This window comes from Streptomyces sp. NBC_00287 (assembly GCF_036173105.1).
Classification (GTDB): Bacteria; Actinomycetota; Actinomycetes; order Streptomycetales; family Streptomycetaceae; genus Streptomyces.
On record NZ_CP108053.1, the window covers coordinates 8,124,843 to 8,151,767 of the forward strand.

A 26,925-nucleotide genomic window follows, 5' to 3' on the forward strand; every position below is an offset into this window, starting at 1 on the left:
CTCCGGCCCGCTCAGTGCCGGCGATCCTTCATCCGCAGGGTCAGTCCGTGGACCGCCCCCGCTGTCTTGGCGAGATCACGTACGGCCGTGACCAGGGGGATGACGGGCACGGCGGACCAGTGCCGCCCGCGCACGGCCCGCGCCACCGGCAGCGACAGGTAGGTGAGGGCCGCGGCGGCCGCGAGGGCCCGGGCACCAGGGCCTCGCCGTACCGCGGCAGGGGCCGCGAGGTAGGCGACCGCTCTCAGGATGTCGCGGCCCAGCAGTCGGCCGTCGGCCAACTGCCCGTTGCCCTGGCCGTACCGGTAGTACATCACCGCGGTCCTGCGCATGGTGGGCCGCTGCGCCCAGTCCACTTCGGCGGACGCGACCAGTGCCGCACGACGGCCTGCCGCAAGGACATCCCGGGCGAACGCCAAGTCCTCGGCTGTCTTGAGGTGTTCGGAGAACCCGTCGGCGTCCTGCCACGCCGCGCGGGTGAAAGCCATCGAACGACCGCTGGGCGTCGACGCGTCGAACGCCCGGCCGAAAAGGCGGGTGTACACGCGCGTCCAGGGTCCCGGATGGCGGACCTCTTCCGGCACCGGGTACCCCACCAGGGCCATGGCCTCGGCCGACACCCCGTCACTGCTCACTCGGTACGCGCCCGTCAGCAGGTCCGCGGGGAGCGGTTCGGCCCATGCCGCGCGCAACCGGGCCAGCCAGTCCGGAGCAGGGACGCAGCCGGCGTCGGTGCAGGCGATGAGGGAGTTGCGGACCGCACGGACGCCGACGTTGCGCGTCGCGGGGAGACCTTGATGGGGGCATCCGAGGACGCGCACCCTGGAGTCGCGGGCGGCCCAGGCGGTGGCTCGATCCGCGGTGTCGTCGGTGGAACCGTCGTCCACCACCACGATCTCGTCGCCGTCCACGGTCAGTTGCGGCAGCAGCAGTTCCAGGAGCCGATCGACAGCCTCCCCCTCGTTCCAGAAACAGGTCATGACCGAGACCGGAGCCGTCCCGGTCAGCCCGGCGCCGGACAGCCGCGCGGCCTCGGCCAGAGCCTGCGCCAACAGGTCCGCGCACGAAGGGAGACCGGGACGAGCGGCGGTCGCAGACGGCACGGCCCCGCCCGCCTCCGCGGGGCCGCCATGCGCCGAGAGCCGATGCAACGCCGCCGCGAGTGCGGCCGGTTCCGCGGGCGGCACCGTGACGACGACCGGTTCTCCCGGCCCCCGGGTCCGGTCGGCGGCCGGATCCGGGACCGTGGTGATCACGGGAACGCCGAAGGCCATCGCCGCGCTCGCGACCGGCCCCGGACCGACCGGCTTGGGCCCGTCGCCCTGTGGCGTCCTCGGCAGTACTGCGACCGCGTCGGCGGCGGACAGCAGGCACCCCATGTCGGACCTCCGGCTGGTGAAGTCCACCCGGTCGGCCAAGCCCAGGTTGTTCGCCAACGCCACAAGCCGCCTGCGCTCGTCCGGTCCGGCAGGATCGGGGGGACCGATCACGGCCAGCCTCCAGCGCGACAGTCCGGGCTCGGCGAGAGCCGTGATGGCGTCGTCCACACCACTGTTGCTCACCGTGTGCGCTGCCGTGAGCAGCAGCAGTTCGTCCTTGCCGAGTCGTACGCCGTGCCGGACCAGTTCCGCACGCGCGATCTCGGGGGCCGGCCCGGCACGGTCCGAGGCGGGACAAGGCACCAGCGTCGCCTCGGGATGCTTCGAGGCGTGCACCAGGGCGGGGGCGGTCGCGACACAGCCGTCGGTCAGCGCGGCCAACAACGCCATGACAGGTCCGTCGAATGTGTGGTCGTGCTTGACCCACACGCACCGAACCCCGGCGAGCCATGCTGCCGGAGCGGCGATCAACGACGCCCCGACTCCGTTGGCGAGGAGCACATCAGGGGGGTTCGCGCGCAGATGCCGTATCAGCCACAGGGTCGTGGTGCCGAGAGCCGTGACGGAATCGCCGGTGGCACGCACGAAGCTCGGTATCCCTCGGTGCGTGAACTCGTCCCGCAGGGGCCCGTCCGTCGGCAGCACCGCCTCGACCGCCAGCCGGTCCGTGGCATCCAGCAGGGAGAGCAGCCAGGTCTCGGCCGCACCGACGACACCGGTGGGTGTCACCACGGTGACGCGCAACTGATCCGTCATGGGGAATCACTCTCATCCATCGTTGCCTGGGACCTGGTCACGTCCGGCCGGCCCGGCCGACGAGGGAGTGCAGGGCCGGACGCAGCCCGGGGACCCGCCCGGACATCCGCCGTAGCGTCGAGTAGCCGGGGCGTGTCTTCATCCGGAAGGTGGTGTCCGTGTCCACGGCGTTGACATCGACACGGGGCTCGGCGAACCGCCCCGCCTTCTCGTAGATACTGAACGCGACGTCGAAGCCCGCCTCGGCGACGGCTGCGCGCGCGGTGCCGTCATGTTCCCCGTACGGGTAGGCGAACGCGCGAGGCCGGCGCCCCGTGAGTTCGGCCAGCGCCCGGGCGGCGTCCGTGACATTGCGGTTGAGCGTCTCGGTATCCGTGCCCGGCAGATGGCTGTGGTCCCATCCATGGCTTTCGACGTCCAGCCCCGCGCCGACCATCTCCCGCACCCCGTCGGCGTCCACGAGGAGCTCGTCAGGCATGTCGGCCATCCAGCGGGACCTGCCACCGAGCAACCCGCTGAGCACGAAGACGGTGGCGGGCACAGCCAGCTCCCGCAGCACGGGCAGCCCTTCTTCCAGGAACGACTGATAGCCGTCGTCGAAGGTGAGCAGCACACTGCGCCTCGGGGCATCACCACGCAGGTACGCGTCGAGAGTCAAGGGTGTCCAGCCGCGCTCCAGCAGCATGCCGAGCTGTCTGCGCAGCCGCCCCGGCGGAACGAACAGATTGTGGGGATCACGCTGCGTACTGCGCGAGCCGATCGCGTGATACATCAGCACCAGTGCGTCACTCATCAGGTCTCCTTGGCAGCTCGTCGATCGAGGTGCCGGACCCCGAAGGCCACCCAGCCGCCGATCAGTACGGCCGCGATGACCGCCACGGTCAGCAGCAGCGTGCGTGAAGGAGTGTGATGCGCGGCATCCGGATCGGCGGGAGCGGTCACCTCGCCAAGGATCAGCGCATCGTTGTCGGTCGCCCGGGCGACGGAGGAAGCGATGGCGTTGGCTGCTGCTGCGCCCTGCTCGGCGTCCGCGTCCTCCACCTCGATGTCAACGTTGGCGGTGCCCTGTGGCACCGTCACCGAGAGGTGGTCCCGGAGCTGAGTGCTGGTCATGGCGCTGCGATCGGCCGCGAAGTCCAACGTCGACCGCGCCCCCGCCGTCACCGCGTACTTGGTGGCGGCCAACTGCACGATTTCCGCGCTGACATTGGGCTGCGAGCGAGATGCGAAGGAGACCGTACTGGTCACCGCGTAGCGGTCGGGCTGCAGTTCGATCACGGTCACGCCGATGCCGAGCACGACCAGCCCCGCGATCAGCCCGGCCAGGAGCGGGCGCCGGTAGGTAGGGGCGGGGGCTGACGGTGTCTTTCGCTTCATGTTCGGCCACCTTCGGGATCAACATCGTCGGGCATGGTCGACCGGGTTCTGGCACATGCTGCGAGCAGGCCGATGAGCAGCCAGGTCATCGTTCCCAGTACGGGATTGCGCAGGGAGTAGTCGACGACCCCCTGGGCGCTGACGGCCGCGAGAGCCGCGGCCGCCGCGGCCGAGACACCGCTGTACGCCGGTTCAGGCGGAGCGGACGCGGAGTCGCCGCTGCCGCTCGTGGAGTGCGTGACCGCAGCGCGGTTGCGCAGGGCTTCCCGCGCGCCGACACCGATCGTGGTGACGAGCGCCGCGACCCCCAGCGCCCCCTGTTCCGCGCCCACGGTGAGGTACAGGACGTGGGCATGATCGACCTGGCGCACATCGGTGAACTGGGCCACCCCCTGCGCGGCCGCTGCCTGATAGGCGGCGGGGCCGCTGCCCAGCAACGGGCTCTGACCCATCTGCTGCACGGCCCCGGCCCAGGCCGCCGGGCGCTCGTCGTAGGGACTGCGCTCGCCCGTGAAGATCGAGGAGAGGCGGTCGGCGAAAATGGACGAGCCCGAGGTCGCGGGTGCGGCGAGCACGAACACCACCGCCGTCACGCTCACCGCCGTCAGGCAGATCAGCAGTGGCCGACGCGCCCCCCGCAGCAGTGCGATCAGGACGGCCAGGCCGACGATGCCACCGATCCAGGCACCACGGGAGAGGCTGAGCACGAGGGCCACCAGCGCCAGGGCCGAGGCGACCGCGCACACCACGCTCAGCGCGGTGCGCCGCCGACGCCACATGACGATGGCCATGGCCAGGCTGAAACACAGAATCATCGCCGCGCACAGGCCAAGCTCGTTGGGCTGCGCGAAGGTTCCCACGGGCCGGTTGTCGACCAGGGTCGCGTGGTAGCGGGCCTCCAGGTTCGGAACCGAGGTGAGGACGGCGCCGCACAGCCCCGCCCCTCCGACGACGAGACCCATCGCCGCCACCAGAAGGTCGGAGCGCCGCGCCGTGGCCGCGACGACGGCTGCCGCCAGGGCCAGCCCGACCAGATAGTTCACGCACATCGTCAGCGAGCGGCTCAGGGCGAAGCTGGTGAGCGAGGACAGAAGCGCGGACACCACGAGGAGCACCGAGGCCGCGAGCAGCGGAGACCAGCCGATGGCCCGCCCCCGGCCGCTGATCCGGGCCGCGAGCACGGCCATGGCGGTCAAGGCGGCAAGGACCTGCACGAGGTTCATCGCCATGGGCAGCGCGATGCCCCCGGCCGGAAGGAGTACGGCGAAAGCGGCCACGGCCACCACAGGTCGGCGGAGGGCGGCGGCCGTCAGCAGGATCAGCACCGGCACGCCGAGCAGAAGGCCGAGGCCGAGCGGCAGGCTCCGTCCGGAGACCCAGATACCGACGGCGGCGAACAGGACCGCGCCCGCGATCCCGAGAGCCCTGTGCCGCTCCAGCGCCATCGCCCCCGTCATGAGGCCCCGCCTCCCTCGGAGGCGTACGACTGCGCGTTCCTCCCGGCGCGGCCGACCAGCCCGCGCAGGGCCCCCGCGGCGCGGGCCGTCATGAGAGCGCCCACGACCACCGGAACCGCGGGCAACGCGGCCCAGCTGCCACGGCGCACGGCCCTGGCGACGGGGAGGGAGAGGTAGGCGCCGACCCCGGCGGCCGCGACACCCCGGTGGGTGCGCGCCAGGGCCAGTGCGCCCGCATACCCGACCGCCCGGACGGCTCCACCGGTCAGCTGCCTGCGGTTCGCCGGGCGACCCAGCTCCACACCGTGCCGGAAAGCCTGGCGAACCGCCTCCGTCCACGGCGTCGGCACTTCCTGGCCGACCTCGGCGGAGCCCACTACGACCGTGCGGCGGTCCGTTTCCGCCCCCGTCCGCACGAAGAGCACCTCGGCGTCCGGCGCGGGCCCTTCGCGGGAGCCGTCGAGGCGGGTGAAGGCGAGCGCACCTCCGGACGATCCGGTGGTGCTGAGCCCCGGACCGAAGAGCAGCCGGTGCGTCCGCGTCCATGGCCCCGGACCGCGCCGGGACTCTTCGGGGAGCGGATGCATCAGGGCCGCGGCGTTCGAGAAAGCCCCGTGACCTGTCACCCGGCAGACCCCGACCAGTAGGTCGGCCGCCTCCGACTCGTCGGCCGCGGCACGCATCCGGGCCAGCCAGTCCGGCGCGGGCGCGCAGTCCGCGTCGATACAGGCGACCAGCGCGTTGACCGACGCCCCGACCCCGGCATTCCGCCCCGCGGCGGCACTCGCGCAGGGGTGGACGAGCGGCCGGATCCGGGCGTCCTGGGACGCCCGGTCGACCACGCGCCGGGCGGTGTCGTCGGTCGAGCCGCGATCCACCACCACCAATTCGTCACCGTCCACGGTGAGCTGGCGAAGCAGCGACGCGAGGAGCCCGTCGATCGCCTCGCCCCGGTTCACCACCGTGACCGCGACCGACGCCGGTGCCGTCCCCGCCAGGCCCGCGCCGGGCAGTCGCGCGGCCCTGGACAGTGTCCGGGCGAGGAGGCGGGCACATTCCTCCGGACCGGGGTTGGCGGCCGTCCTGCGGAGTCCGGCCCGGCCCATGGCCGTCCGGGTGTCCGGGTCGGCAAGCCGGCCCAGGGCCTCGGCCACCTTGTCGGGGTCGGCGGGAGGCACGGCGATCCCGCCGGGAGGCGCCGGCGCCGGACCGGCCACCCGGTCGGCGACCGAACCCGGCCCAGTGGTGATCACCGGTACGCCGTTGAGCATGGCTTCGACGGCGGTCCCGCCGAACGCCTCCTGCCCCGGACCCGTTCCGTCGGGCTTGGTGAGCACGGCGACGGAGTCGGCCGCCGGGATGACGCGCCAGGCCTCCTCGATCCAGCCGGCGAAATCCACCCGGTCCGCCACTCCGAGCTCCTCGGCCAGCCGTGTCAGCCGCCGCCGCTCGCCCGGATCGCTCGGATCTTCGGGGCCGACCACGGCGAGCCGCCAGTGTTCACCGCCGGGCCGCGCGAGGGCTGTGACCGCGTCGTCCACGCCCTTGTAGGAGACCAGCCGGCTGATGGTGAGCAGCAGTCGCTCGTCGTCCCCGAGCCGTGCCCCGCGCCGGATCAGCTCCTCCCGGGCCGCCGTACGGCGAAGGGCCGTTCCGCTCGGTGCGGGAACCGGTACCAGCGAGGGCCGAGGGTGCTGGGAGGCGGCGATCAGGCCGGGCTCGGTGCCGATGCACATGTCGGTGACCGTCGCCAGGGCCCTGGTCAGGAGGCCGTCGTAGGAGTGGTCGTGCTTGGCCCAGACGCAGGGCACTCCGGCGAGCCAGGCGGCCGGGGCGGCCGCCGCCGCGGCCTTGACACCGTTGGCGAGGACCACGTCGGGTCTCGCGGTACGCAGTTGGGGCAGCAGCCATGCGGCGGTGCCCGCGATGGCGGCGGCGGAGCGGCCCGTGGGACGCACGGCAACCGGGATGTCCCGTCGGGCGAACTCGTCCCGCAGCGGACCGTCGGCCAGCAGTACGGCATTCACATCGAGGCGGTCGGTGACATCCAGGAGGGAGAGCAGCCAGAGTTCGGCGCCTCCGACCACCCCGTAGGGCGCCACGACGGTGACCCGCAACGGACAGCTCATGTGATCCTCCCGCGTCGGAGCATCCTGCGCAGGACCTGCACCTGATGGGGATCGATGCGGTGTGTGACCAGCAGCCAGGTCGGTACGTAAAGGACCGTGGCAGCGATCAGGGCCGGTAGGAACGGCCATGGCGCCAGCAGCGGTCCGGCGGCGACGGCGGATGCCACGGTGGCGGGCAGCATGGCCCGCGGCAGCCTGGGCATTCCCGCTCGGGCTCGCCCCAACAGGATCAGGGCAGCCGCGTAGATCGCGTAGGACAGTGAAGTGGTGAACGCGGCCGCGAGGCCCCCGTAGCTCGGGATGAGGGCGAAGTTCAGGCCCAGGTTGATCGCCAGCGCGATCAGGGAACCGGTGAGGGCGCGCAGGGTCGGACCGGCCGCGACGATGGCGTACGAAGCCAGATAGGACAGGCCGTAGAGAAAGGGGGCGGGAGCCAGCCAGGCCAGCATGCCGGTCCCCTCGTCGGCGAACTGCCGGCCGTACAGGATGTCCAGCACGCTGTGCCCCCGGCACCACAGGAGCACCATGTACGGCAGGAAGACCGCCGCCATCATGCTGATGCCCTGCTCGCTGTACCGCTGGATCCGCTCGGGCTCGGGGGTGCTCGCCATCAGGGGGAAGATGGTCCGGGCGGCCACGAAGCTGACGAACAGCGTGGTTTCGAGCAGTCGGTAGACGGCGGCGTAGATACCGACCTCGCGGGTCCCCGCGAACCAGCCGATCATCAGCGTGTCGATCCGGAACAGCACGATCAGCACCACGGAAGCGACACCGATCATCCAGGTTCCCCGGTTCAGGTCCATCAGCCCCGCCCAGGAGACGCTTCTCCAGTCGGGCCCGAAGCCGGTGCGGCGCATCAACACCGCGGCCGTCACCGGCCCGAAGAGGGTTCCGGCGAAGAAGGCCACGGCCAGCCCGGTGAGTCCGGTGTCGGCGAACAGCGCCAGCAGGGCCGCACCGGCGGTCAGCAGCCGCTGCACCAGGTGGACGACAGCCATGATGTTCTGCCGCTGCAGCGCGGCGGTGGCGGAGCGGTACGCCTCCGTGTACGTGTCCATCAGGACGGCGGCGACGATGAGCAGTCCGACCGCCGTTTCATTGCCGCCCGAGAGCGAGGTGAGCCCGGACAGTCCGCCGACGATCGCGAAGATCAGGACGACGAGGAGCGTACGCATGACCAGGAGTTCGGCGAGCAGTTCCCGCAGGCGCGTCCGCTCGGCGCTGGCTCGCTGGATCACCGTCACGTCGTAACCCCACTGGGGCACCACCGCCACGAGCGTGCCGACCGCCAGCGCGTAGGAGAAGGCGCCGAAGTCGGCCACGCCCAGCATCCGAGCGGCGCCCACGGTGAGGATCAGCATGGACAGCTTGCCGATGATCTCGGCGACCCCGAGCACCAGCGCGGTGCGGGCTGTGTGCACCGGTCTGTCCCGCACGAGCCTTTGGCCGTCGGGCTCCTCCTGCCCGCCGGTCCGCCGCGGCCCGCGCGGGGAATCCCCGCGGGGGCACATCAGCCCCAGGCCCCACCGCGAGCCGAGGGTGGCGGGGGACCCCGTGGCGAGGCATCCCACGGGTGCAGAGAGAAGGGGCGCCCCTACCCGCGCGGAGGCGGCAGGAACGCAGCGGTTCCCCTGCAGATGGTCCGCCATCGAACACCCTGAGTTCGGTTCCCCGAGTCACTCACGATCAATGCTTGCCCATCCGTCCCACCCGTGCCAGCGGAGGATCCCTGCCCCACCGGGAACAGATCGGCGGCACTTCAGGGTCGGTCGCCGTGCGCGGCAATGGCGCCACGCAGCGCCTCGAAGGCGGGCTTGGCGCTGCCGTCGGCGCGGCGCAGGCCGAAGAAGTTCTCCCGCGACGATGTGTCGGTGCTCTGATCGCGGTCGGTGTACCAGATCAGCGCTCTCACGCGCGGGGTCCTGGCGGCCATGGGCACCGCGTCCGCGGCGATCGCGGCCTGCTGTTTCTCGGTCACATGAGTCGTCGTCGCTCCGGTCGCCCCGCGCCGTCCGTCCGAAGCCCTGCCCGGGCCGTTGGTCGGGGCGCCGAACTCGGTGATCCACACGGGCAGATCGGGCGTGCCGTGCGCGGACAGGATGCCGTGCAGGCTGTCCTGCGAAGCGTCGATTCCCTGCCAGGCCGTGGCCGACGACGACGGGGCGCTCGCGAGCTGCGGATACGTGTAGGGGTGATAGCCGACGGCGTCGACGAGCCGGTTGCCGCCCCGCGCCGCCACGGCCGCGAGGAAGTCCGCGGGTGAGATGTCCCCGTTCCTCGTGTTCGCCACGGCGAGCCCGCCGAGGATGACGTAGGCCGACGGGTCCACCTGCCGCAGTGCCCGGCTCGTCGTCCGAAGGAGCGTCGTATAGGCGGTGGCGTCGGGTGCGGGCCGCCAGAAGTCCTGGATGTTGGGTTCGTTCCAGATCTCCCAGGTGTGGATGCCCTCCGGCGCGTATCGTGTCGCGGCCTTGGCGACGAAGGCGGCGAACGCCTCGGGATCGGCGGGTGCGCAGTTGTCGCCGGCGCAGCCCGCGGGCCGCGCCCATTTCGGCGTGTAGGCGAGCACGGGCAGGACGGACAAGCTGCGTTCGGAGGCCGCCCTGACGACACGGTCGAACACGTACCACCTGTGGCGGTCCGGCCCGTCCGGCTGGATGTCCCCCCAGGCCAGGTCCGCCCGCACCCACCGTGCGCCCACCGCGACGGCGTCGTCGAGGGCCGCGGCGAGATCCTCGTCGGACATCCCGACGAGCCGGTTGCCGTACGCGATGCCGAAGGAGGGGGAGGGGGCGGTGGACTGCGGCTCGTGCGAGGTGCAGCTGGTGGCCAGGAGCACCAAGGCCACCAGCACGATCAGCGCCGTCCATGCCCGCGCGGCTGCCGCGGGCGGGCTCGGTGGACTGGCGGTGTTGACGGTGCGCACCTGCCGTCGCATGGTGTAAGTATACGTCGTACATATACGTCATGGCGGGTGGCGCGGGCCGTCATTCCCCAGGCGTGGGCCCGGGAGTTCGATATGACCGTGCGAGACCCGTGGCCACAGTGGGAAACGAGGCGGAGAAGCGGGCGCAGGCATCACCTCCTGCGCACCCTGCTGGTCCTCGGCCTGGCCACCGTTCTCGCCCTGGCCGGTCTCGCTGCCGGAGCCGTGTGGTGGGGCACCAACCACTACGGCGACCAGGTCACCCGCATTCCCGACGCCTTTCCCACCGGCCAGCGTCCGCCCAGGCCCGCGGACCACGACGGCGGTACGACCTTCCTGCTCGCCGGTGTCGACAGCCGCTCGAAACAGCCGACCACGGGCAGTGACGCGACGGCGCGACTGTGGACGTACGGCGCGCAGCGCAGCGACACGCTGATGCTGGTGCATCTCAGTGGCGACGAACGTGCCGTGCACCTGATGTCCATCCCGAGGGACAGCTGGGTGCCCATCCCCGGCCATGGCTCGGCGAAGATCAACGCCGCGTTCTCCTGGGGCGGTCCACCCCTCATGATCCGGACGGTGGAGCAGCTCGTCGGGACCCGCGTCGACCACTTCGGCGTCATCGACTGGCATGGCTTCAGGGCTCTCACCGATGCCGTCGGCGGCGTGTCCGTGACCGTGCCCGCGGACTCCTACGATCCGGTGCGACAGCAGCACTTCACGGCCGGAACTCAGGTCATGCACGGCGAAGAGGCGCTCGCGTACGTCGGCCAGCGCAAGGGACTGCCCGGCGGCGAGCTGGACCGGATCAAGCGTCAGCAGCAGTTCCTGCACAGCGTGGTCGACGAGATACGCGGCGAGGTCCGCCTCACCGACCCGCTCGGCGGCGCCAGGACGCTCGACGCGATCACACGCACGGTGAGCGTGGACGACCGGATGTCAAACGGCGGCCTGCGCAACCTGGTGTTCGGTCTGCGGCACCTGGAGGCGTCGGACGCCCGGTTCACCACGGCGCCGATCGTCCGGTCGGAGATGATCCGCGGGCGGTACGCCCTGATCCTGGACCGGTCGGAGCTGCGGGAGCGGTGGCATGCGGTCGAGGCGGGTCGGAGCGGATGACCGGTGTGGGGAGCCGGGGAAGCTTGACCTGGTGAGTTCCATGGGGTGATGATGAACGTATACGTCGTAAATATACGACTGAAGTGATCGATGATCATGAACGCGCCCATCGAGGACTACGCCCTCCTCAGCGATCTGGAGACCGCCGCCATGGTCGGCCGGGACGGTTCCGTCGACTGGCTGTGTCTGCCCCGCTTCGACTCGCCCGCCTGCCTCGCCGCCCTGCTCGGCACGGCGGACAACGGCTTCTGGCGCCTCGCGCCCGTCGCCGCCCGGGGCCCCTGCACGAGCAGGGCCTACCGGCACGACACCCTCGTCCTGGACTCCTACTGGGCGACCGCGACCGGAACCGTACGCGTCACCGACTTCATGCCGCCACGCACCCAACTGCCGTGCCTGATCCGGATCGTCGAGGGACTGTCGGGTTCGGTGACCCTGCGCAGCGAGCTGCGGCTGCGCTTCCATCAGGGCCGGGTCGTGCCCTGGGCCCGGACCGACGCCGACGGCACGGTGGCGGTCGCGGGACCCGACGCGGTGTGGGTGAGCACCGACGGACCCGTGCGGGTGCTGGGCGGGGAGCCGTCCACCGTCGCCGAGTTCACCGTCACCGCCGGACACCGGCAGGCGCTGACCCTCGCCTGGTCGCCCTCGCACCTGCCGGGCCCGCCCGCGCCGCTCGCGGTCCCGGCCGAGACGGTTCTCAAGGAGACCGTCGACTACTGGCGGCGCTGGACCGGCCGCTGCCGCTACGACGGACCCTGGCGGGACGCCGTCGTACGCTCCCTGATCACCCTGAAAGCCCTCACCTACGCCCCCACCGGCGGCATCGTCGCCGCCCCCACCACCTCGCTGCCGGGCTGCCTCGGTGGCGAGCGCAACTGGGATCAGCGCTACTGCTGGCTGCGCGACTCCACCCTCGCCCTGTCCTGTCTGCTGCGCTGCGGCTACCGGGAGGAGGCGACGGCCTGGCTGGACTGGCTGGTGCGGGCCATCGCGGGCGACCCGGCCGATCTGCAGACCGTGTACGGCGTGGGCGGACAGCGCCTGCTGCCGGAGACCGAGGCACCCTGGCTGCCCGGCTACGAGGACTCGCGGCCGGTGCGGTTCGGCAACTCGGCGGTCGGCCAGTTCCAGCTCGACGTCTACGGCGAGGTCCTGGACACGCTCTGTCTGTCCCTGCTCGCCGGCATCCCCATGCCCGCCCATGTGTGGAACCTGGTCGAGTCGATGATGGGCTTCCTGCAACGGCACTGGCGCGAACCGGACCGGGGACTGTGGCAGGTGCGCGGACCGCGCCGGCAGTTCGTGCACTCCAAGGTCATGACCTGGGTGGCCGCCGACCGCGCCCTGCGCATGGGCGAACTCCTCGGCCGCAACGGCTCCTCGGACCGCTGGCGGGCGATGCGCGACGAGGTCCGCCGCCAGGTCTGCCGCAAGGGCTGGGACCCGGCACAGCGCTCCTTCGTCCAGGCCTACGGCTCACCGGCCCTGGACGCCTCCGCCCTGCTGCTGCCCAAGGTCGGCTTCCTGCCCGCCGGGGACGCGCGGGTGCGCGGGACCGTCCACGCGATGAGCGGGCTCGCCGAGGGCGGGTTCCTGCGGCGGTACGCGCATGGCGGCCCGGGCATGCACGAGGTGGACGGACTGCCGGGCCACGAGGGCACGTTCGTGTCCTGCTCCCTGTGGTACGCCGACGCCCTCGCCGCGACCGGCCGTGCCGCCGAGGCCCGGGAGACCTTCGAACGCGTCCTCGCCGTCCGCAACGACGTGGGGCTGCTCTCGGAACAGTGGGATCCGGCGGCCGGACGGCAACTGGGCAACGCTCCCCAGGCGTTCAGCCACCTCGCCCTCGCGGAGACCGCGTTCGCGCTCGCAGGGATCGGCAACCCTACGGCTTCTGCCCCCGCGCGGACCCCGCGTACCCGAGCGGGTTGAGCTGCTGGAAGCGCCAGCTGTCCCGGCACATGTCGGCGAGATCCCGAGTGGGCCGCCAGCCCCAGGCCCGGTCCACCGCACTCGCGTCGGCGACCAGCTCGGCCACGTCACCGGGACGGCGCGCCGTCACCTCGTAGGGCACCGGCCGGCCGCATGCCCTGGAGTACTCGGCGACCACGTCGAGCACCGAACTGCCCTGGCCGAGCCCGAGGTTGAACACATGCATGCCCGGTGCGTCGGCGAGATGGTCCAGCGCGACGCGGTGCGCGTCGACCGTGTCCATCACATGCAGATAGTCGCGGACCGCCGTCCCGTCCCCGGTTGGATAGTCGCCGCCGAAGACCTTGAGCCGAGGGTGCCGCCCGACGGCCGCCTGCGCCAAATACGGCATCAGATTGTCGGGCGTGCCCTGCGGGTCCTCGCCGAGCAGTCCGCTCGGATGGGCGCCGGCCGGGTTGAAGCAGCGCAGACACAGCACGGTGTACTCGGGGCAGCGGCGGCACACATCGGCGAGGATCTGCTCGCAGGCCCACTTGGAGGCCGCGTAGGGATGGACGGGCCGCGGGGGCGTGGCCTCGCCGAGCGGTCCCGGACCGGCGTCGCCGTAGACCGAGCAGGACGAGGAGTACACCAGCTGATGCACCCCGTGCTCGTGCATGGCACCCAGCAGGGCCGTCGTACCGCCGACGTTGACGTCGTAGTACGCGACCGGCGCCCGCAGCGACCCGGACCCCGACTTCATGCCCGCGAAGTGCAGTACGGCGTCCACAGTGTGCCGGTCGAAGACGGCCGACAGGGCGTGCCGGTCCCGGATGTCCAGGTCGTAGACGGCACCGACGAAGCGGCCCGCGATGCGTTCGACGCGCGCGAAGACCTGCGGGGAGCTGTTGCTGTAATTGTCGACCACGATCACTTCGTAGCCGTGGTCGAGCAGCTCCACGCAGGCGTGGCTCCCGATGAATCCGCCCCCGCCGGTCACGAGGACGGTTGACGGTGCGCTCATGGGCCCGGCTCGCCTTCTCGTGACCGGGAAACACCGTATGTTTACGACGTATATCTTCGACTCTGCTCCCCTTGGCCCCGACAGTCAAGGGCTCAGTTCCGGACCAGCAGCTGGAAGTCGAACGCGTAGCGCGAGGCGCGGTAGATGTGGGTGCCGTACTCGACCGCGCGGCCCGAGTCGTCGTACGCAGTGCGCTGCATGGTGAGCAGGGCGGCGCCCTTCTTCTCGTCCAGCCGGGCCGCCTCCTCGGCGGTGGCGCAGCGGGCGCCGATGGTCTGGCGGGCGCTGTGCAGGGTGAGGCCGGCCGAGCGCATCATCCGGTACAGGCCGGTCGACTCCAGGCGGGCCGTGTCCAGCTCCAGGAGGGTGGCGGGCAGGTAGTTGCACAGCAGTGCCACCGGCTGGCCGTGGGTGGAGCGAAGTCGCTCCAGAAGTGTCACCTCGGCGCCCTCCGCGAGGCCGAGGGCGGCGGCGACGTCGGCTGCGGCCGGGACGGTCTCGTTGCGTACGACCTGCGTGGTCGGGCCCTGTCCGGCCGCCTCCAGGTCGTCGTAGAGGCTGCTCAGTTCCAGCGGTCGCTTGACCTGGCTGTGCACCACCTGGGTGCCGACCCCGCGCCGCCTGACCAGGAGCCCCTTGTCGACGAGGGACTGGATGGCCTGGCGGACCGTGGGCCGGGACAGGCCGAGCCGGGTGGAGAGGTCGATCTCGTTGCCGAGGAGGTTGCCGGGGGCGAGCTGCCCGTGCTCGATAGCCGCCTCCAGCTGCTGGGCGAGCTGGTAGTACAGCGGTACCGGACTGTTGCGGTCGAGGGCGAAGTGCAGGGCGTCGAGCGTGGCGCGGTTCCGGGGCTTCGCCATCGACGTACCTGCCTTTCGTGGTGGCGGCTTCAGGGGTACGGCCGACCGCAGCGGGTAGAGATCGTCCTCGTCGCCTCCCAGGTGTAGGCCCTGGGTCCCGGGCCTGTCAATGGTTTGTACTTACATTCGGACCTGAGAGTGAAATGATGTCTTAACAAAGTATTGACAGCGGGCTCATCAAGGGATTGGATCCGGGACCAACGCATCAGCCGCGTTTCTTTCCCGTCGTTCCCCCGTCGCACAGTGAGGTGCAGGAAAGATGGACCGCTCTTCGCACTCCCGCTCCCGCAGAATGACGCCCCTGGTGGCCCTGGCCGCTGCGGCAGCACTGACCCTCGCAGGCTGCTCCAGCAGCTCCGGCGGCAAGAAGGCCGAGGAAAGCGCGGAAGGCGCCTCCGCGGGCAAGGCCAACACACCGCGGATGACGGTCGCCCTCGTCACCCACCAGTCGCCGGGCGACACCTTCTGGGACATCGTCCGCAAGGGCGCCGAGGCCGCCGCGGCCAAGGACAACATCAAGCTCATCTACTCCAACGACCCGAGCGCGGGCGTCCAGGCCAACCTCGTGCAGAACGCCATCGACCAGAAGGTCGACGGCATCGCCGTCACCCTCGCCAAGCCGGACGCCCTCAAGGACGTCATAGCCGCGGCGAAGGCGGCGAACATACCCGTGGTCGGCCTCAACTCCGGGGTCAGCGAATGGCAGAAGCTCGGCCTGATGGAGTTCTTCGGCCAGGACGAGACCGTCGCCGGCGAGGCGCTCGGCAAGCGACTGAACGAGGCCGGCGCCAAGAAGGCCGTCTGTGTCATCCAGGAGCAGGGCAACATCGGCCTCACCCAGCGCTGCGACGGCGTAGAGAAGACCTTCTCCGGTTCGGTCGAGACGCTGAACGTCAACGGCACCGACATGCCGTCCGTGAAGTCGACGATCACCGCCAAGCTCGCCGAGGACAAGGCGATCGACTACGTGGTCACGCTGGGCGCACCCTTCGCGCTCACCGCCGCGCAGTCGGTGTCGGAGTCGGGCAGCGAGGCGAAGGTCGCCACCTTCGACCTCAACAAGGACCTGACCGGAGCCATCAGCAAGGGCACCATCGAGTTCGCCGTCGACCAGCAGCCCTACCTCCAGGGCTACTTGGCCATCGACTCGCTGTGGCTCTACAAGAACAACGGCAACTACATGGGCGGCGGTGAGCAGCCGGTGCTGACCGGCCCGGCCTTCGTCGACAAGTCCAACGTCGAGGCGGTCGCGGCCTTCGCCGCGAAGGGCACCCGGTGATGAGCATGACCCAGCATGCCGAGCCGGCGGTGACCTCACCGCCGGCCCCCGGCCCCAAGGGCACCGACGGGCGGACCGCCGAGCGGCCGCTGGCGCTGCGGCTGCTCGCCCGGCCCGAAGTGGGCGTGTTCCTGGGCGCCGTAGCGGTGTTGGTCTTCTTCCTCATCGCCGCCCCGCCGGTGCGCGACGGCGACTCGATGGCCAACATCCTGTACCAGTCGTCGACCATCGGGATCATGGCGCTGCCCGTGGCCCTGCTGATGATCGGCGGCGAGTTCGACCTGTCGGCCGGTGTCGCGGTGATCGCCTCGGCCCTGACCGCCAGCATGACCGCCTACCAGCTGAGCATGAACGTGTGGGTCGGCGTGATCGTCGCGCTCGTCGTGTCGCTCGCGGTCGGGCTGTTCAACGGCTGGATGCTGGTCAAGACCGGCCTGCCGAGCTTCCTGGTCACCCTCGGCACCTTCCTGATCCTGCAGGGCGCGAACCTGGCGATCACCAAGCTGGTCACCGGCAACGTCGCCACCGACGACATCAGCAACATGGACGGCTTCGACCAGGCCAAGGCCGTGTTCGCCTCCTCCTTCGACGTCGGCGGCGTCCAGGTGAAGATCACCATCGTGTGGTGGCTGGTCTTCGCCGCGCTCGCCACCTGGGTGCTGCTGCGCACCAAGTACGGCAACTGGATCTTCGCGGTCGGCGGCAACAAGGAGTCCGCGCGGGCCGTCGGTGTGCCGGTGACCTTCACCAAGATCTCGCTGTTCATGCTGGTCGGCTTCGGCGCCTGGTTCGTCGGCATGCACCAGCTGTTCTCCTTCAACACCGTGCAGTCCGGGGAGGGCGTCGGCCAGGAGCTCATCTACATCGCCGCTGCCGTCATCGGCGGCTGTCTGCTGACCGGTGGTTACGGCTCGGCGATCGGCCCGGTCTTCGGCGCGTTCATGTTCGGCATGGTCCAGCAGGGCATCGTCTACGCCGGCTGGAACCCCGACTGGTTCAAGGCGTTCCTGGGCGTGATGCTCCTCGGCGCCACGCTCATCAATCTGTGGGTCCGCCGGACGGCGACCCGGAGGTGACCGCAATGACGACCCCTCACGGAGCCATTCTCAAGGACACGGTCCCCGAGGAGGACCGGCCCATCGTCGAACTGCGGCAAGCGGGCAAGTCCTACGGCAACATCCGCGCCCTGCACGGCGTGAGCCTCGCCGTCCACCCCGGCAAGGTGACCTGTGTGCTCGGCGACAACGGCGCCGGAAAGTCCACCCTCATCAAAATCATCTCGGGGCTGCATCAGCACACCGAGGGCGAGTTCCTCGTCGACGGCGAACCGGTCCGCTTCACCACCCCCCGCGAGGCCCTCGACCGAGGCATCGCCACCGTCTACCAGGACCTGGCGACCGTCCCGCTGATGCCGGTGTGGCGGAACTTCTTCCTCGGCTCCGAGATGACCAAGGGCCCCTGGCCCGTCCGCCGCCTCGACATCGCCGCGATGAAGCGGACCGCCGATCACCAACTGCGCGAGATGGGCATCGTCCTCGACGACCTGGAACAGCCCATCGGCACCCTCTCCGGAGGCCAGCGCCAGTGCGTGGCCATCGCACGCGCCGTCTACTTCGGCGCCCGGGTGCTGATTCTGGACGAGCCGACCGCCGCCCTCGGCGTCAAGCAGTCCGGTGTGGTCCTGAAGTACATCGCCGCCGCCCGCGACCGCGGCCTCGGCGTCATCTTCATCACCCACAATCCGCACCACGCCTATATGGTCGGAGACCACTTCAGCGTGCTGCGGCTCGGCACCCTGGAGCTGTCCGCCTCCCGCGACCAGGTCAGCCTGGAAGAACTCACCAACCACATGGCGGGCGGCACTGAACTCGCCGCCCTCAAGCACGAGCTGTCGCAGGTGCGCGGCGTCGACGTCGAGGAACTCCCCGAAGAGGAAGACCTCACCGCACCCGTGGCCGGTACCCCCGAAGGAAAGGCGTGAACATGGCGGCACTCGACCGCATCCGGGTCGGCTCGGCCCCGGACTCCTGGGGCGTGTGGTTCCCCGACGACCCCCAGCAGGTGCCCTGGACACGCTTCCTGGACGAGGTCGCCGAGGCCGGATACCAGTGGATCGAACTCGGCCCGTACGGCTATCTCCCCACCGACCCCGCCCGGCTCACCGACGAGGTCGCCCGCCGCAACCTCAAGGTGTCCGCCGGCACGGTCTTCACCGGTCTGCACCGCGGCCCGTCCGTCTGGGAGTCCACCTGGGAGCACGTCAGCCAGGTCGCCGCGCTCACCCAGGCGATGGGCGCCCGGCACCTCGTCGTCATCCCCTCCTTCTGGCGCGACGACAAGACCGCCGAGATCCTGGAACCGCCGGAGCTGACCGGCGAGCAGTGGGCCCACCTCACCAAGGGCATGGAGCGGCTCGGCCATGAGGTCAAGGAGGCCTACGGCCTCGACATCGTCGTCCACCCGCATGCCGACACCCATATCGACACCGAGGACCATGTGGAGCGCTTCCTCGACTCCACCGACTCCGACCTCGTCAACCTCTGCCTGGACACCGGGCACTACGCCTACTGCGGCGGCGACAGCGTCAAGCTGATCGAGACCTACGGCGAGCGCATCGGCTATCTGCACCTCAAGCAGGTCGACCCGGAGATCCTCGCGGACGTCGTGAAGAACGAGGTCCCGTTCGGTCCCGCCGTCCAGCGCGGTGTGATGTGCGAACCGCCCTCCGGCGTCCCGGAGCTGGAGCCGGTTCTGGTGGCGGCGCAGCGGCTCGGAGTCGAGCTGTTCGCCATCGTCGAGCAGGACATGTACCCCTGTGAGCCGGACAAGCCGCTGCCGATCGCGGTGCGCACCCGGAAGTTCCTGAGGTCCTGTGGTGCCTGAGGCCGCACCCCTGGGAGTGGCCGTCATCGGCACCGGCCGCATGGGCGCCGACCATGTCCGCCGTATCCAGGAGGTCATCAGCGGGGCCCGGGTCACCGCCGTGGTGGACGTCGACGCGGAGCGGGCCAAGGCCGTGGCCGCCCGCGTCGACGGCTGCGCCGTGCACACCGACCCGGCCGCGGCGATGGCGTCGCCGGACGTCGACGCTGTCCTCGTCGCCTCCCCGGGCCCGGCGCACGAGGCGGCGCTCATGGCCGCCTTCGCGCACGACCTGCCCGTGCTGTGCGAGAAGCCCCTCACCCCCGACGCGGCCTCCGCGCTGCGCCTCGTCGAGGCCGAACAGGCCCTCGGCCGGCGACGTGTCCAGGTCGGCTTCATGCGCCGCTACGACCCCGAGTACGCGCGGCTCAAGGCGCTGCTGGAGACCGGGCAACTGGGCCGCCCGCTGATGCTGCACCAGCGCCACCGCAATGTGGCCAGCCCGGCCTTCTTCACCTCCGACATGCTGATCACCGACTCCGTGGCCCACGAGGTCGACGTGACCCGCTGGCTGCTCGGCCAGGAGATCACGGCGGTCACGGTGCTGCGCCCGACGGCCTCGGCCGGCGCACCCGAGGGACTGCTCGACCCCCAGTTCGTCGTCCTGGAGACCGCGGGCGGCGCCCTCGCGGACGTGGAGATCTTCGTCAACTGCGGCTTCGGCTACCAGGTCCAGGCCGAGGCGGTCTGCGAACGCGGCACCGCGCGCGTGGGCGACGGCCACGCCCTGGTCACCAATATGGCGGGCCGCTGGGGCGGCAGCATCGCCCAGGACTGGACCGAGCGGTTCGCCGACGCCTACGACCGGGAGGTCCAGGCCTGGGTCGACGCCACCAGCCGCGGCGAGGTCACCGGACCGAGCACCTGGGACGGCTACGCCGCGGCGGCCGTCTGCGAGGCAGGCGTACGGGCGCTGCGGGACGGCGGCCGGGTCGAGGTGGAGCTGGTCGAACGGCCGTCGCTCTACGACTGAGCGCTCGACAGGCCATTGTCAGTGCCGCGCGTTAGCGTGCACAGCAGTGACCGTTCCCGCTCCGGGAGGCTTTTGATGGCTTCGCGACTCAACCCCTACCTCACCTTCGCCGGCACCGCCCGGCAGGCCATGGAGTTCTACAAGGAGGTCTTCGGCGGCAAGCTGGACCTGAACTCCTACGGCGACTTCGGCCAGAAGGACAGCCCGATGGCCGACAAGATCATGCACGGCATGCTGGAGACCCCGAGCGGCTTCACCCTCATGGGCGCCGACAACCCGGAGGGGACCGACAAGCAGGGCGAGCACAAGTTCGCCGTGAGCCTCAGCGGCGACGACGACGCCGAGCTGCGTGGCTACTGGGAGAAGCTGTCCGCGGGCGGCCAGGTGTCCGTGCCGTTGGAGAAGCAGATGTGGGGCGATGTCTTCGGCATGTGCACCGACCGCTTCGGCGTGCCGTGGATGGTCAACATCAGCGAGTCGGCGGGCTGACCGTCGTGCGCGGCCGGGGCTCGAACCCGGCCGCGCGATAGCTCGCGTCGATCAGCGTCATCGTCGCCAGCGCGTCGTCCGCGTCCAGCGGCAGCGGCGCCCCCTCGCGCACCCGCGCCGCAAACGCCTCCAGCTGGTAGGTGTACGAGGAGCGGGTGCCGAGCTGTTCGGTGCGCTCGCCGTCGGGGGTGCGGACGACGACCCGGTCGTCCAGATGCGGCAGCACGAAGTTCGGCGCGTACGCCTCACCCCGGGTGCCGACGATCCGGCAGCTCATCTCCAGGCCGTCGTACGCCATGTGGCAGCGCGCCGATGCGCTGGCCCCGCCCGGGAACTCCAGGTCGGCGTCGAGCCATTCGTCGACGCCGGGTGCGCCGGCGCGTTCACCGCCCCGGGCGTCGGTGAGGCGGGGCGCGCCGCCCGCCCAGCGGGCGAGGGACCGTACGGCATGCAGGCTGTAACAGCCGAGGTCCATGAGCGCCCCGCCCGCCAGCGGCAGCGACCAGCGCGGGTCGCCCGCGTCGGGCGCGGGGATCGCGACCAGCGCCTCCACGCGCTGGAGCGCGCCGAGTTCGCCGCTTTCCAGCAGCTCGTGCAGACGCCGAGTGACCGGGTGGAAGAGGTAGTGGAAGCCCTCCATGAAGACCGTCCCGGCCCGCGCCGCCGCCTCCCGTACCTCGGCGGCCTCCTCGGCGTTGCTCGCCGACGGCTTCTCCGACAGCACATGCTTGCCCGCCGCGAGGGCGGCGAGGTTCCACGGCCCGTGCAGGCCATTGGCGAGCGGGTTGTAGACGACCTCGACCTCGGGGTCGTCGAGCAGATCGGCGTAGGAGTCCGCGACCAGCTCCACGCCGTGCGCCGCGGCGAACGCCTCGGCGCGGGACCGGTCGCGGGCGGCCACCGTCACCAGACGGTGGCCGGTGGCCCGGGCCGGGTCGACGAGGGCGCGTTCGGTGATACGCGCCGCGCCCAGTATCCCGATGCGCAGTGGTTCCCGGCCCGGTTCGCTCATGCCTGCCGTACCTCCTCGATCGTGACGGGGCGGTGCTCGTGCAGCGACAGTGTGCACGCCTCGGCGATCCAGCCTGCCTCCAGGGCGTCCGCGACCGTGCACGGGGAGGTCCGGGTGCCCGCCACGAGCTCGGTGAACGCGGTGAGTTCGGCGCGGTAGGCGGCGGTGAAGCGGTCCATGAAGAAGTCGTGCGGGGTGCCGGAGGGGAAGGTCACCCCGGGTTCGACCGAGCGCAGCGGCAGCTTGTCCTCGAGGCCCACGGCGATCGAGTCCGTGAAGCCGTGGATCTCCATGCGGACGTCGTAACCGCGGGCGTTGTGGCGGGAGTTGGAGACCACCGCGATGGTGTCGTCGTCCAGGGTGAGGATCGCGCCCGTGGTGTCGGCGTCGCCCGCTTCCTGGATGAAGTCGGCGCCCCGGTTGCCGCCGACGGCGTACACCTCGGTCACCTCGCGCCCTGTCACCCAGCGGATGATGTCGAAGTCGTGCACCGAGCAGTCCCGGAAGATGCCTCCGGAGGCGGCGATGTACGCGGCCGGCGGCGGCGCGGGGTCCAGCGTGGTCGACCGTACGGTGTGCAGCTTGCCCAGCTCTCCGGCCTGCACGGCGGTGCGGGCGGCGACGAAACCGGCGTCGAAGCGGCGGTTGAAGCCGATCTGGATCGGCACGCCGGAGCCCTCGACGGCCTTGAGTACCTGGACGCCCGCGGCCATGGTCTTGGCTACGGGCTTCTCGCAGAAGACGGGGACACCGGCCTCGACCCCGGCCAGGATCAGCTCGGGATGGGCGTCGGTGGCCGCCGCGACGACGATGCCGTCCACCCCGGCGGCCAGCAGGGCCTCGGGCGAGTCCACGACCTCGCCACCGAACCGCTCGGCGGCGGACTTGGCCGCGTCCGCGAACGGGTCGGTCAGGACGAGGGAGTCGACGGCGTCGAGTCCGGAGAGGGTCTCGGCGTGAAAGGCGCCGATGCGGCCGAGGCCGAGGATTCCGATACGCATGGTGGTGCAGCTCCTGGATGAGGGTTTCAGTCGAGTCCGCCGAGCACGTTCTGGTCCCAGTCGATCACCGATCCGGTGACCACCCCGGAGCGATCCGAGAGCAGGAACACCACGAAGTCGGCGATCTCGTCCGGTTGGCCGAGCTTGCCCATCGGCAGCCGGGCGGCGGCACGCTCGCGCCAGTCGTCCCCGGCGCCGTGGAAGGTCCGCTGGGTCGCGTCCTCGCCCTCGGTCTGAGTCCAGCCGATGTTGAGGCCGTTGATCCGGATCCGGTCGAAGCGGTGGGCGTGGGCGGCGTTGCGGGTCAGCCCGATCAGTCCGGCCTTGGCGGAGACGTACGGCGCGAGGAACGGCTGTCCGCCGTGTGCCGAGGACGTGATGATGTTGACGATCGTGCCGGGCGCCTCCCGGGCCACCATGTCCGCGACCGCGGCCTGCATGGCGAAGAAGGGCGCCTTGAGGTTGATCGCGATGTGCTGGTCGAACAGCTCGGGCGTGGTGTCCAGCAGCGTGCCCCGGGAGGTGAGCCCCGCCGCGTTCACCAGGCAGTCGATCCGGCCGTGGGCCGCCACGACCTCGGCGACGGAGGCCTTCGCCTGCTCGGCGTCCGCCAGATCGGCCCGGACGAAGAGTGCCTTGCCGCCGACGGCGTTCAGCTCCGCCACCAGTGCCTCACCGGGCTCGGCGCGCCGACCGGTGACGGCCACCGTCGCTCCCTCGCGCACGGCCGCCCGCGCGACGGCGGCACCGACGCCCTGGGTACCGCCGTTGACGAGGGCGACCTTGTCGTCGAGAAGTCCCATGTCGTTCCGGGTCCTTTCAGCTCTGGCGCCGCGCGGCGCCGGCCCTCAGTTCGAGGCGCAGGGCCTCGGGGGTCCAGGCCTCGCGCAGCGCGCGCCGTACGACGTCCGCCTGTGAGGGCGGGGCGAGTCCGTCGACGGGCGGGTCGTTGTCGAGGTTGGTGGGGAAGGGGTAGCCCTCGGCGCTCGCGGCGATCACGTTCTCCAGCCGGGCCTCGGCCACACCCTCGGCCCGGCGCTCCAGCAGCACGGGGTAGACGGTGTTCACGATCGCCCTGCGGTCCACGGTCTCCATCGCTCGCCCGAACGCGGAGGACACCTGGAGGAGGTTGGCGATGCGCCGCACGTCCGTCGAGCGGTTGGTGCCGGCGGCGTGGAACAGGGCCGGGTTGAAGAAGGCCGCGTCGCCCTTCGCCAGAGGCAGTTGGACGTGGTGGGCGTCGAAGTACTTCTGGAACTCCGGCCGCCGCCAGGCCAGATAGCCCGGCTCGTAAGTCTGCGAGTACGGCAGGTACATCGTCGGTCCCGACTCCACCGGCATGTCGCCGTGCGCGACGGCGCCCTGGAGGGTCAGCACGGGGGAGAGGCGGTGTACGTGCGCCGGATAGGCGGCCGCCGTCTCGTCCGAGAGGAAGCCGAGGTGGTAGTCGCGGTGCGCGGTCTGGGCGGCGCCGCCCGGGTTGACGACGTTGACCTGTGAGGTGACCTGGTAGCCGGGACCGAGCCAGGCCCGGGACACCAGCGCAAGGACGTCGTTGGCGTAGTAGTCGGCGAAGGCCTCCGGGTCGTGGAGGGCCGCCTTCTCCAGGGCGTTCCAGATCCGGTCGTTGGACCCGGGTTTGGCGAAGTGGTCTCCGGCGTTCGCACCCGAGGCGCGCTGCTCGGCGATCAGGGCCTCGAACACTCCGGTGAGCCGGTCGACCACCGCCGGGTCCGGGAAGGCGCCCCGGAAGACCACGACACCAGGACCGTCGGTGAGGGCGCGGATCAGCTCGTCACCGGGCGCGGTCCCGTCGTAGACGAGCACATTGCGCTCGACGGCGACGGCGTGCGGGTAGTCGGCGGGGTCGGTGGTCCGCTCGACCAGCGCCCGGAAGGCGTCCAGGTCGCAGTCCTCGGCGGACAGCCAGGAGGTGAAGGACATCGGTGTCCTCTCGGTGACAGGAGTGCGGCAGCGCTGTCATTCTTGTCAGGACAAAGCCGTCGAACAACCAGCAGGCAGCCATCAAAAACCCCTCAAGGAGCAGCGGTATGGGCCACCCCTTCCCGATCCGCGAGATCGCACGTCAGGCGGGTCTGAGCGAGGCCACCGTGGACCGGGTGCTCAATGGCAGGGGAGGGGTGCGGGAGAGCACCGAGCGCGAGGTCCGCCAGGCCATCGCCGACCTGGACCGGCAGCGCACCCAGGTCCGGCTGGTCGGCCGTACCTTCATGGTCGACATCGTGATGCAGACCCCGGAGCGCTTCTCCACCGCCGTGCGGGCCGCGCTGGAGGCCGAACTGCCCTCCCTGCACCCGGCGGTGGTGCGCTCGCGCTTCCACTTCCGGGAGACGGGCCCGGTGGCGGAGCTCACCCGGACGCTGGACCGGATCGCCCGGCGCGGCTCGCAGGGCGTGATCCTCAAGGCGCCCGACGTCCCCGAGGTCACGGCCGCCGTCGGACGGCTGACGGAGGCCGGGATTCCGGTGGTGACGCTGGTGACCGACCTGCCCTCCACCCCGCGCCTCGCCTATGTCGGCATCGACAACCGGGCGGCCGGCGCGACCGCCGCGTACCTCATGGGCCAATGGCTCGGGGATCGTCCCGGGAATGTGCTGACCAGCCTCTCCAGCGGCTTCTTCCGCAATGAGGAGGAGCGCGAGATGGGCTTCCGCAGCGCCATGCGCGCCCGCCACCCCGAGCGCACGCTGGTGGAGATCGCCGAGGGCCAGGGCCTGGACGCCACCCAGTACGACCTCGTCCGGGCCGCCGTCGAACGCGACCCCGGCATCCGCGCCGTCTACTCCATCGGCGGCGGCAACATCGCCACGCTGAGGGCCTTCGAGGACCTGGGCCGTGAGTGCGCGGTGTTCGTCGCGCACGACCTCGACCACGACAACACCCGGCTGCTGCGCGAGCACCGGCTGTCCGTCGTCCTCCACCACGACTTGCGCCAGGACCTGCGCGAGGCCTGCCACCACGTCATGCGGGCGCACGGCGCGCTGCCGCCCGCGGGGCCCTGGCAGCCGTCCGCGATTCAGGTGGTGACGCCTTACAACATGCCTGCGGCTTGAGGCAGTTCGACCCAGGCGCCGGTCTCCGCCGAGCGCGTCATCGCGTCGAGCGCGGTCGCGCTGTGCACGGCGTCCGTGAGCGTGGCGCCGTACGCCTTGTCCTCGGCGATCGAGCGCAGAAAGCGGTAGGCCTCTACGACCTTCAGGTCGTCGTAGCCCATGGCGTTCGCGGCGCCGGGCTGGAAGGCGCCGAACTCGCCGTCGCCCGGGCCGACGTAGACCGTGCTGACGGGCTGGTCCTGGTAGGTGGTGCCGCGGCTGATGCCGAGCTCGTTCATACGGCGGAAGTCCCAGAAGACGGCGCCCTGGGTGCCGTGCACCTCGAAGCCGTAGGAGTTCTGCTCGCCGACCGAGACCCGGCAGGCCTCCAGGACGCCTCGGGCGCCGGAGGCGAAGCGGAGCAGGCAGCTGACGTAGTCCTCGTTCTCGACCGGGGCCAACTCGCCGCCCGAGGCGCGGGAGTGGCCCGCGGTGGCGCCGGTCGGCCGCGCCCGCTCCGGCACGAAGACCGCCGTGTCGGCGGTGAGGGACGTGATGTCGCCGAGCAGATACCGGGCCAGGTCCACACCGTGCGAGGCGAGGTCGCCGAGGACTCCGCTGCCGCCGCGTTCCCGCTCGTAGCGCCACGTCAACGCGCCCTCCGGATGGGCGGCGTAGTCGCTGAACAGCCGCACGCGCGCGTGCGTGACCGTGCCGATCTCCCCGGCGGCGATCAGGTCGCGCGCCTTCTCCACCGCGGGCGCATTGCGGTAGTTGAAGCCGACCGCGCTGCGCACCCCGGCCTTCGCGACGGCGTCGGCGACCGCGCGGGCGTCCTCGGCGGTCAGGCCCACCGGCTTCTCGATCCACAGGTGCTTGCCCGCCTCGGCCATCGCGACGCCGATCTCGCGGTGCAGGAAGTTCGGGGCGGTGATGCTGACCGCCCGCACCCGGGGGTCGGCGGCCACCTCGCGCCAGTCGCGGGTCGTCGAGGCGAAGCCGAACTGCGCGGCGGCCTCCTCGGCCCGCCCCGGTACCTCCTCGGCGACGGTGATCAGCTCCGGGCGCAGTGGCAGGTGCGGATAGTGGTGGCGGACGCGGGCGTAGGCCTGGGTGTGCACCCGTCCCATCCAGCCGAATCCGACGACGGCGACACCGAGCGCATCCACCATGACAGCCCCTCTTTGGACCGGTCCAGAACCTGTCCAACCCACACTGGGCGGGATTTGCGGCCGATGTCAACCCTTTGACAAGG

At 71.1% G+C, this 26,925-nt stretch carries 23 protein-coding genes; 9 read left to right on the forward strand and 14 right to left on the reverse strand.

Translation table 11 applies throughout. From position 1 onward, the window contains the following. Positions 1 to 11: 11 nt before the first annotated feature. The 7 genes from OHT76_RS36830 to OHT76_RS36860 form a co-directional block, all read right to left on the reverse strand. Complete coding sequence (locus tag OHT76_RS36830) at positions 12 to 2,135, reverse strand: glycosyltransferase (protein WP_328875200.1); 2,124 nt, start codon at positions 2,133 to 2,135, stop codon at positions 12 to 14. Positions 2,136 to 2,172: 37 nt separating this feature from the next. After that, the gene (locus OHT76_RS36835; protein ID WP_328875201.1) at positions 2,173 to 2,928 is read right to left on the reverse strand and encodes a polysaccharide deacetylase family protein; all 756 of its coding nucleotides are present in this window, start codon (positions 2,926 to 2,928) and stop codon (positions 2,173 to 2,175) included. Further along, entirely contained in the window at positions 2,928 to 3,512 is a 585-nt protein-coding gene (locus OHT76_RS36840; protein WP_328875202.1) for a hypothetical protein, read from the reverse strand. Before OHT76_RS36840 ends, OHT76_RS36835 begins: the two co-directional genes overlap by 1 nt. After that, complete coding sequence (locus OHT76_RS36845; protein WP_328875203.1) at positions 3,509 to 4,969, reverse strand: O-antigen ligase family protein; 1,461 nt, start codon at positions 4,967 to 4,969, stop codon at positions 3,509 to 3,511. The genes OHT76_RS36840 and OHT76_RS36845 overlap by 4 nt, the downstream gene beginning before the upstream one ends. After that, complete coding sequence (locus tag OHT76_RS36850) at positions 4,966 to 7,098, reverse strand: glycosyltransferase (RefSeq protein WP_328875204.1); 2,133 nt, start codon at positions 7,096 to 7,098, stop codon at positions 4,966 to 4,968. Before OHT76_RS36850 ends, OHT76_RS36845 begins: the two co-directional genes overlap by 4 nt. Next, the gene (locus tag OHT76_RS36855) at positions 7,095 to 8,519 is read right to left on the reverse strand and encodes a flippase (protein ID WP_328875205.1); all 1,425 of its coding nucleotides are present in this window, start codon (positions 8,517 to 8,519) and stop codon (positions 7,095 to 7,097) included. Before OHT76_RS36855 ends, OHT76_RS36850 begins: the two co-directional genes overlap by 4 nt. 338 nt (positions 8,520 to 8,857) lie before the next feature. Next, entirely contained in the window at positions 8,858 to 10,036 is a 1,179-nt protein-coding gene (locus OHT76_RS36860) for a cellulase family glycosylhydrolase (protein WP_328875206.1), read from the reverse strand. Between the two features lie 81 nt (positions 10,037 to 10,117). On the opposite strand from OHT76_RS36860, the gene OHT76_RS36865 reads away from it, so the two are divergent. Then, complete coding sequence (locus tag OHT76_RS36865; RefSeq protein ID WP_328875207.1) at positions 10,118 to 11,143, forward strand: LCP family protein; 1,026 nt, start codon at positions 10,118 to 10,120, stop codon at positions 11,141 to 11,143. Positions 11,144 to 11,239: 96 nt separating this feature from the next. Beyond that, positions 11,240 to 13,078: a glycoside hydrolase family 15 protein gene (locus OHT76_RS36870; RefSeq protein ID WP_328875208.1), complete on the forward strand. Its 1,839-nt coding sequence runs from the start codon at positions 11,240 to 11,242 to the stop codon at positions 13,076 to 13,078. Here OHT76_RS36870 and galE read toward each other — a convergent pair. Together galE and OHT76_RS36880 are read right to left on the reverse strand one after the other, a co-directional pair. Next, complete coding sequence (galE, locus tag OHT76_RS36875) at positions 13,032 to 14,081, reverse strand: UDP-glucose 4-epimerase GalE (protein ID WP_328875209.1); 1,050 nt, start codon at positions 14,079 to 14,081, stop codon at positions 13,032 to 13,034. The genes OHT76_RS36870 and galE overlap by 47 nt on opposite strands. Before the next feature lie 92 nt (positions 14,082 to 14,173). Next, positions 14,174 to 14,941, reverse strand: a complete 768-nt coding sequence (locus tag OHT76_RS36880; RefSeq protein WP_328875210.1) for a GntR family transcriptional regulator — start codon at positions 14,939 to 14,941, stop codon at positions 14,174 to 14,176. 259 nt (positions 14,942 to 15,200) lie between these two features. On the opposite strand from OHT76_RS36880, the gene OHT76_RS36885 reads away from it, so the two are divergent. From OHT76_RS36885 to OHT76_RS36910, 6 genes are all read left to right on the forward strand, one after another. After that, the gene (locus OHT76_RS36885; RefSeq protein WP_328875211.1) at positions 15,201 to 16,220 is read left to right on the forward strand and encodes a sugar ABC transporter substrate-binding protein; all 1,020 of its coding nucleotides are present in this window, start codon (positions 15,201 to 15,203) and stop codon (positions 16,218 to 16,220) included. Continuing rightward, the gene (locus OHT76_RS36890; RefSeq protein ID WP_328875212.1) at positions 16,220 to 17,296 is read left to right on the forward strand and encodes an ABC transporter permease; all 1,077 of its coding nucleotides are present in this window, start codon (positions 16,220 to 16,222) and stop codon (positions 17,294 to 17,296) included. The genes OHT76_RS36885 and OHT76_RS36890 overlap by 1 nt, the downstream gene beginning before the upstream one ends. Positions 17,297 to 17,301: 5 nt before the next feature. Continuing rightward, a complete protein-coding gene (locus tag OHT76_RS36895) occupies positions 17,302 to 18,201 on the forward strand; it encodes an ATP-binding cassette domain-containing protein (protein ID WP_328875213.1) in 900 nt (299 codons plus the stop codon). A gap of 2 nt (positions 18,202 to 18,203) precedes the next feature. Further along, positions 18,204 to 19,103, forward strand: a complete 900-nt coding sequence (locus OHT76_RS36900; protein ID WP_328875214.1) for a sugar phosphate isomerase/epimerase family protein — start codon at positions 18,204 to 18,206, stop codon at positions 19,101 to 19,103. Further along, complete coding sequence (locus OHT76_RS36905) at positions 19,096 to 20,115, forward strand: Gfo/Idh/MocA family protein (protein WP_328875215.1); 1,020 nt, start codon at positions 19,096 to 19,098, stop codon at positions 20,113 to 20,115. Before OHT76_RS36900 ends, OHT76_RS36905 begins: the two co-directional genes overlap by 8 nt. Positions 20,116 to 20,190: 75 nt before the next feature. Continuing rightward, complete coding sequence (locus OHT76_RS36910) at positions 20,191 to 20,604, forward strand: VOC family protein (protein WP_328875216.1); 414 nt, start codon at positions 20,191 to 20,193, stop codon at positions 20,602 to 20,604. Here OHT76_RS36910 and OHT76_RS36915 read toward each other — a convergent pair. The 4 genes from OHT76_RS36915 to OHT76_RS36930 are packed head-to-tail and all read right to left on the reverse strand — an operon-like array spanning position 20,585 to position 24,561. Continuing rightward, positions 20,585 to 21,616 carry a Gfo/Idh/MocA family protein gene (locus tag OHT76_RS36915; protein ID WP_328875217.1) on the reverse strand — a complete coding sequence of 344 codons (1,032 nt, stop codon included), beginning with the start codon at positions 21,614 to 21,616 and terminating at the stop codon, positions 20,585 to 20,587. The two genes, OHT76_RS36910 and OHT76_RS36915, sit on opposite strands and share 20 nt — an antisense overlap. After that, positions 21,613 to 22,617: a Gfo/Idh/MocA family protein gene (locus OHT76_RS36920; protein WP_328875218.1), complete on the reverse strand. Its 1,005-nt coding sequence runs from the start codon at positions 22,615 to 22,617 to the stop codon at positions 21,613 to 21,615. Before OHT76_RS36920 ends, OHT76_RS36915 begins: the two co-directional genes overlap by 4 nt. Before the next feature lie 26 nt (positions 22,618 to 22,643). Continuing rightward, the gene (locus OHT76_RS36925; protein WP_328875219.1) at positions 22,644 to 23,420 is read right to left on the reverse strand and encodes an SDR family oxidoreductase; all 777 of its coding nucleotides are present in this window, start codon (positions 23,418 to 23,420) and stop codon (positions 22,644 to 22,646) included. Between the two features lie 16 nt (positions 23,421 to 23,436). Beyond that, the gene (locus OHT76_RS36930) at positions 23,437 to 24,561 is read right to left on the reverse strand and encodes a phytanoyl-CoA dioxygenase family protein (protein ID WP_328875220.1); all 1,125 of its coding nucleotides are present in this window, start codon (positions 24,559 to 24,561) and stop codon (positions 23,437 to 23,439) included. 107 nt (positions 24,562 to 24,668) lie between these two features. On the opposite strand from OHT76_RS36930, the gene OHT76_RS36935 reads away from it, so the two are divergent. Further along, the gene (locus OHT76_RS36935; protein ID WP_328875221.1) at positions 24,669 to 25,691 is read left to right on the forward strand and encodes a LacI family DNA-binding transcriptional regulator; all 1,023 of its coding nucleotides are present in this window, start codon (positions 24,669 to 24,671) and stop codon (positions 25,689 to 25,691) included. Here OHT76_RS36935 and OHT76_RS36940 read toward each other — a convergent pair. Then, positions 25,670 to 26,842, reverse strand: coding sequence for a Gfo/Idh/MocA family protein (locus OHT76_RS36940; RefSeq protein WP_328875222.1), 1,173 nt, complete (start codon positions 26,840 to 26,842; stop codon positions 25,670 to 25,672). The genes OHT76_RS36935 and OHT76_RS36940 overlap by 22 nt on opposite strands. Between the last annotated feature and the right edge of the window lie 83 nt (positions 26,843 to 26,925).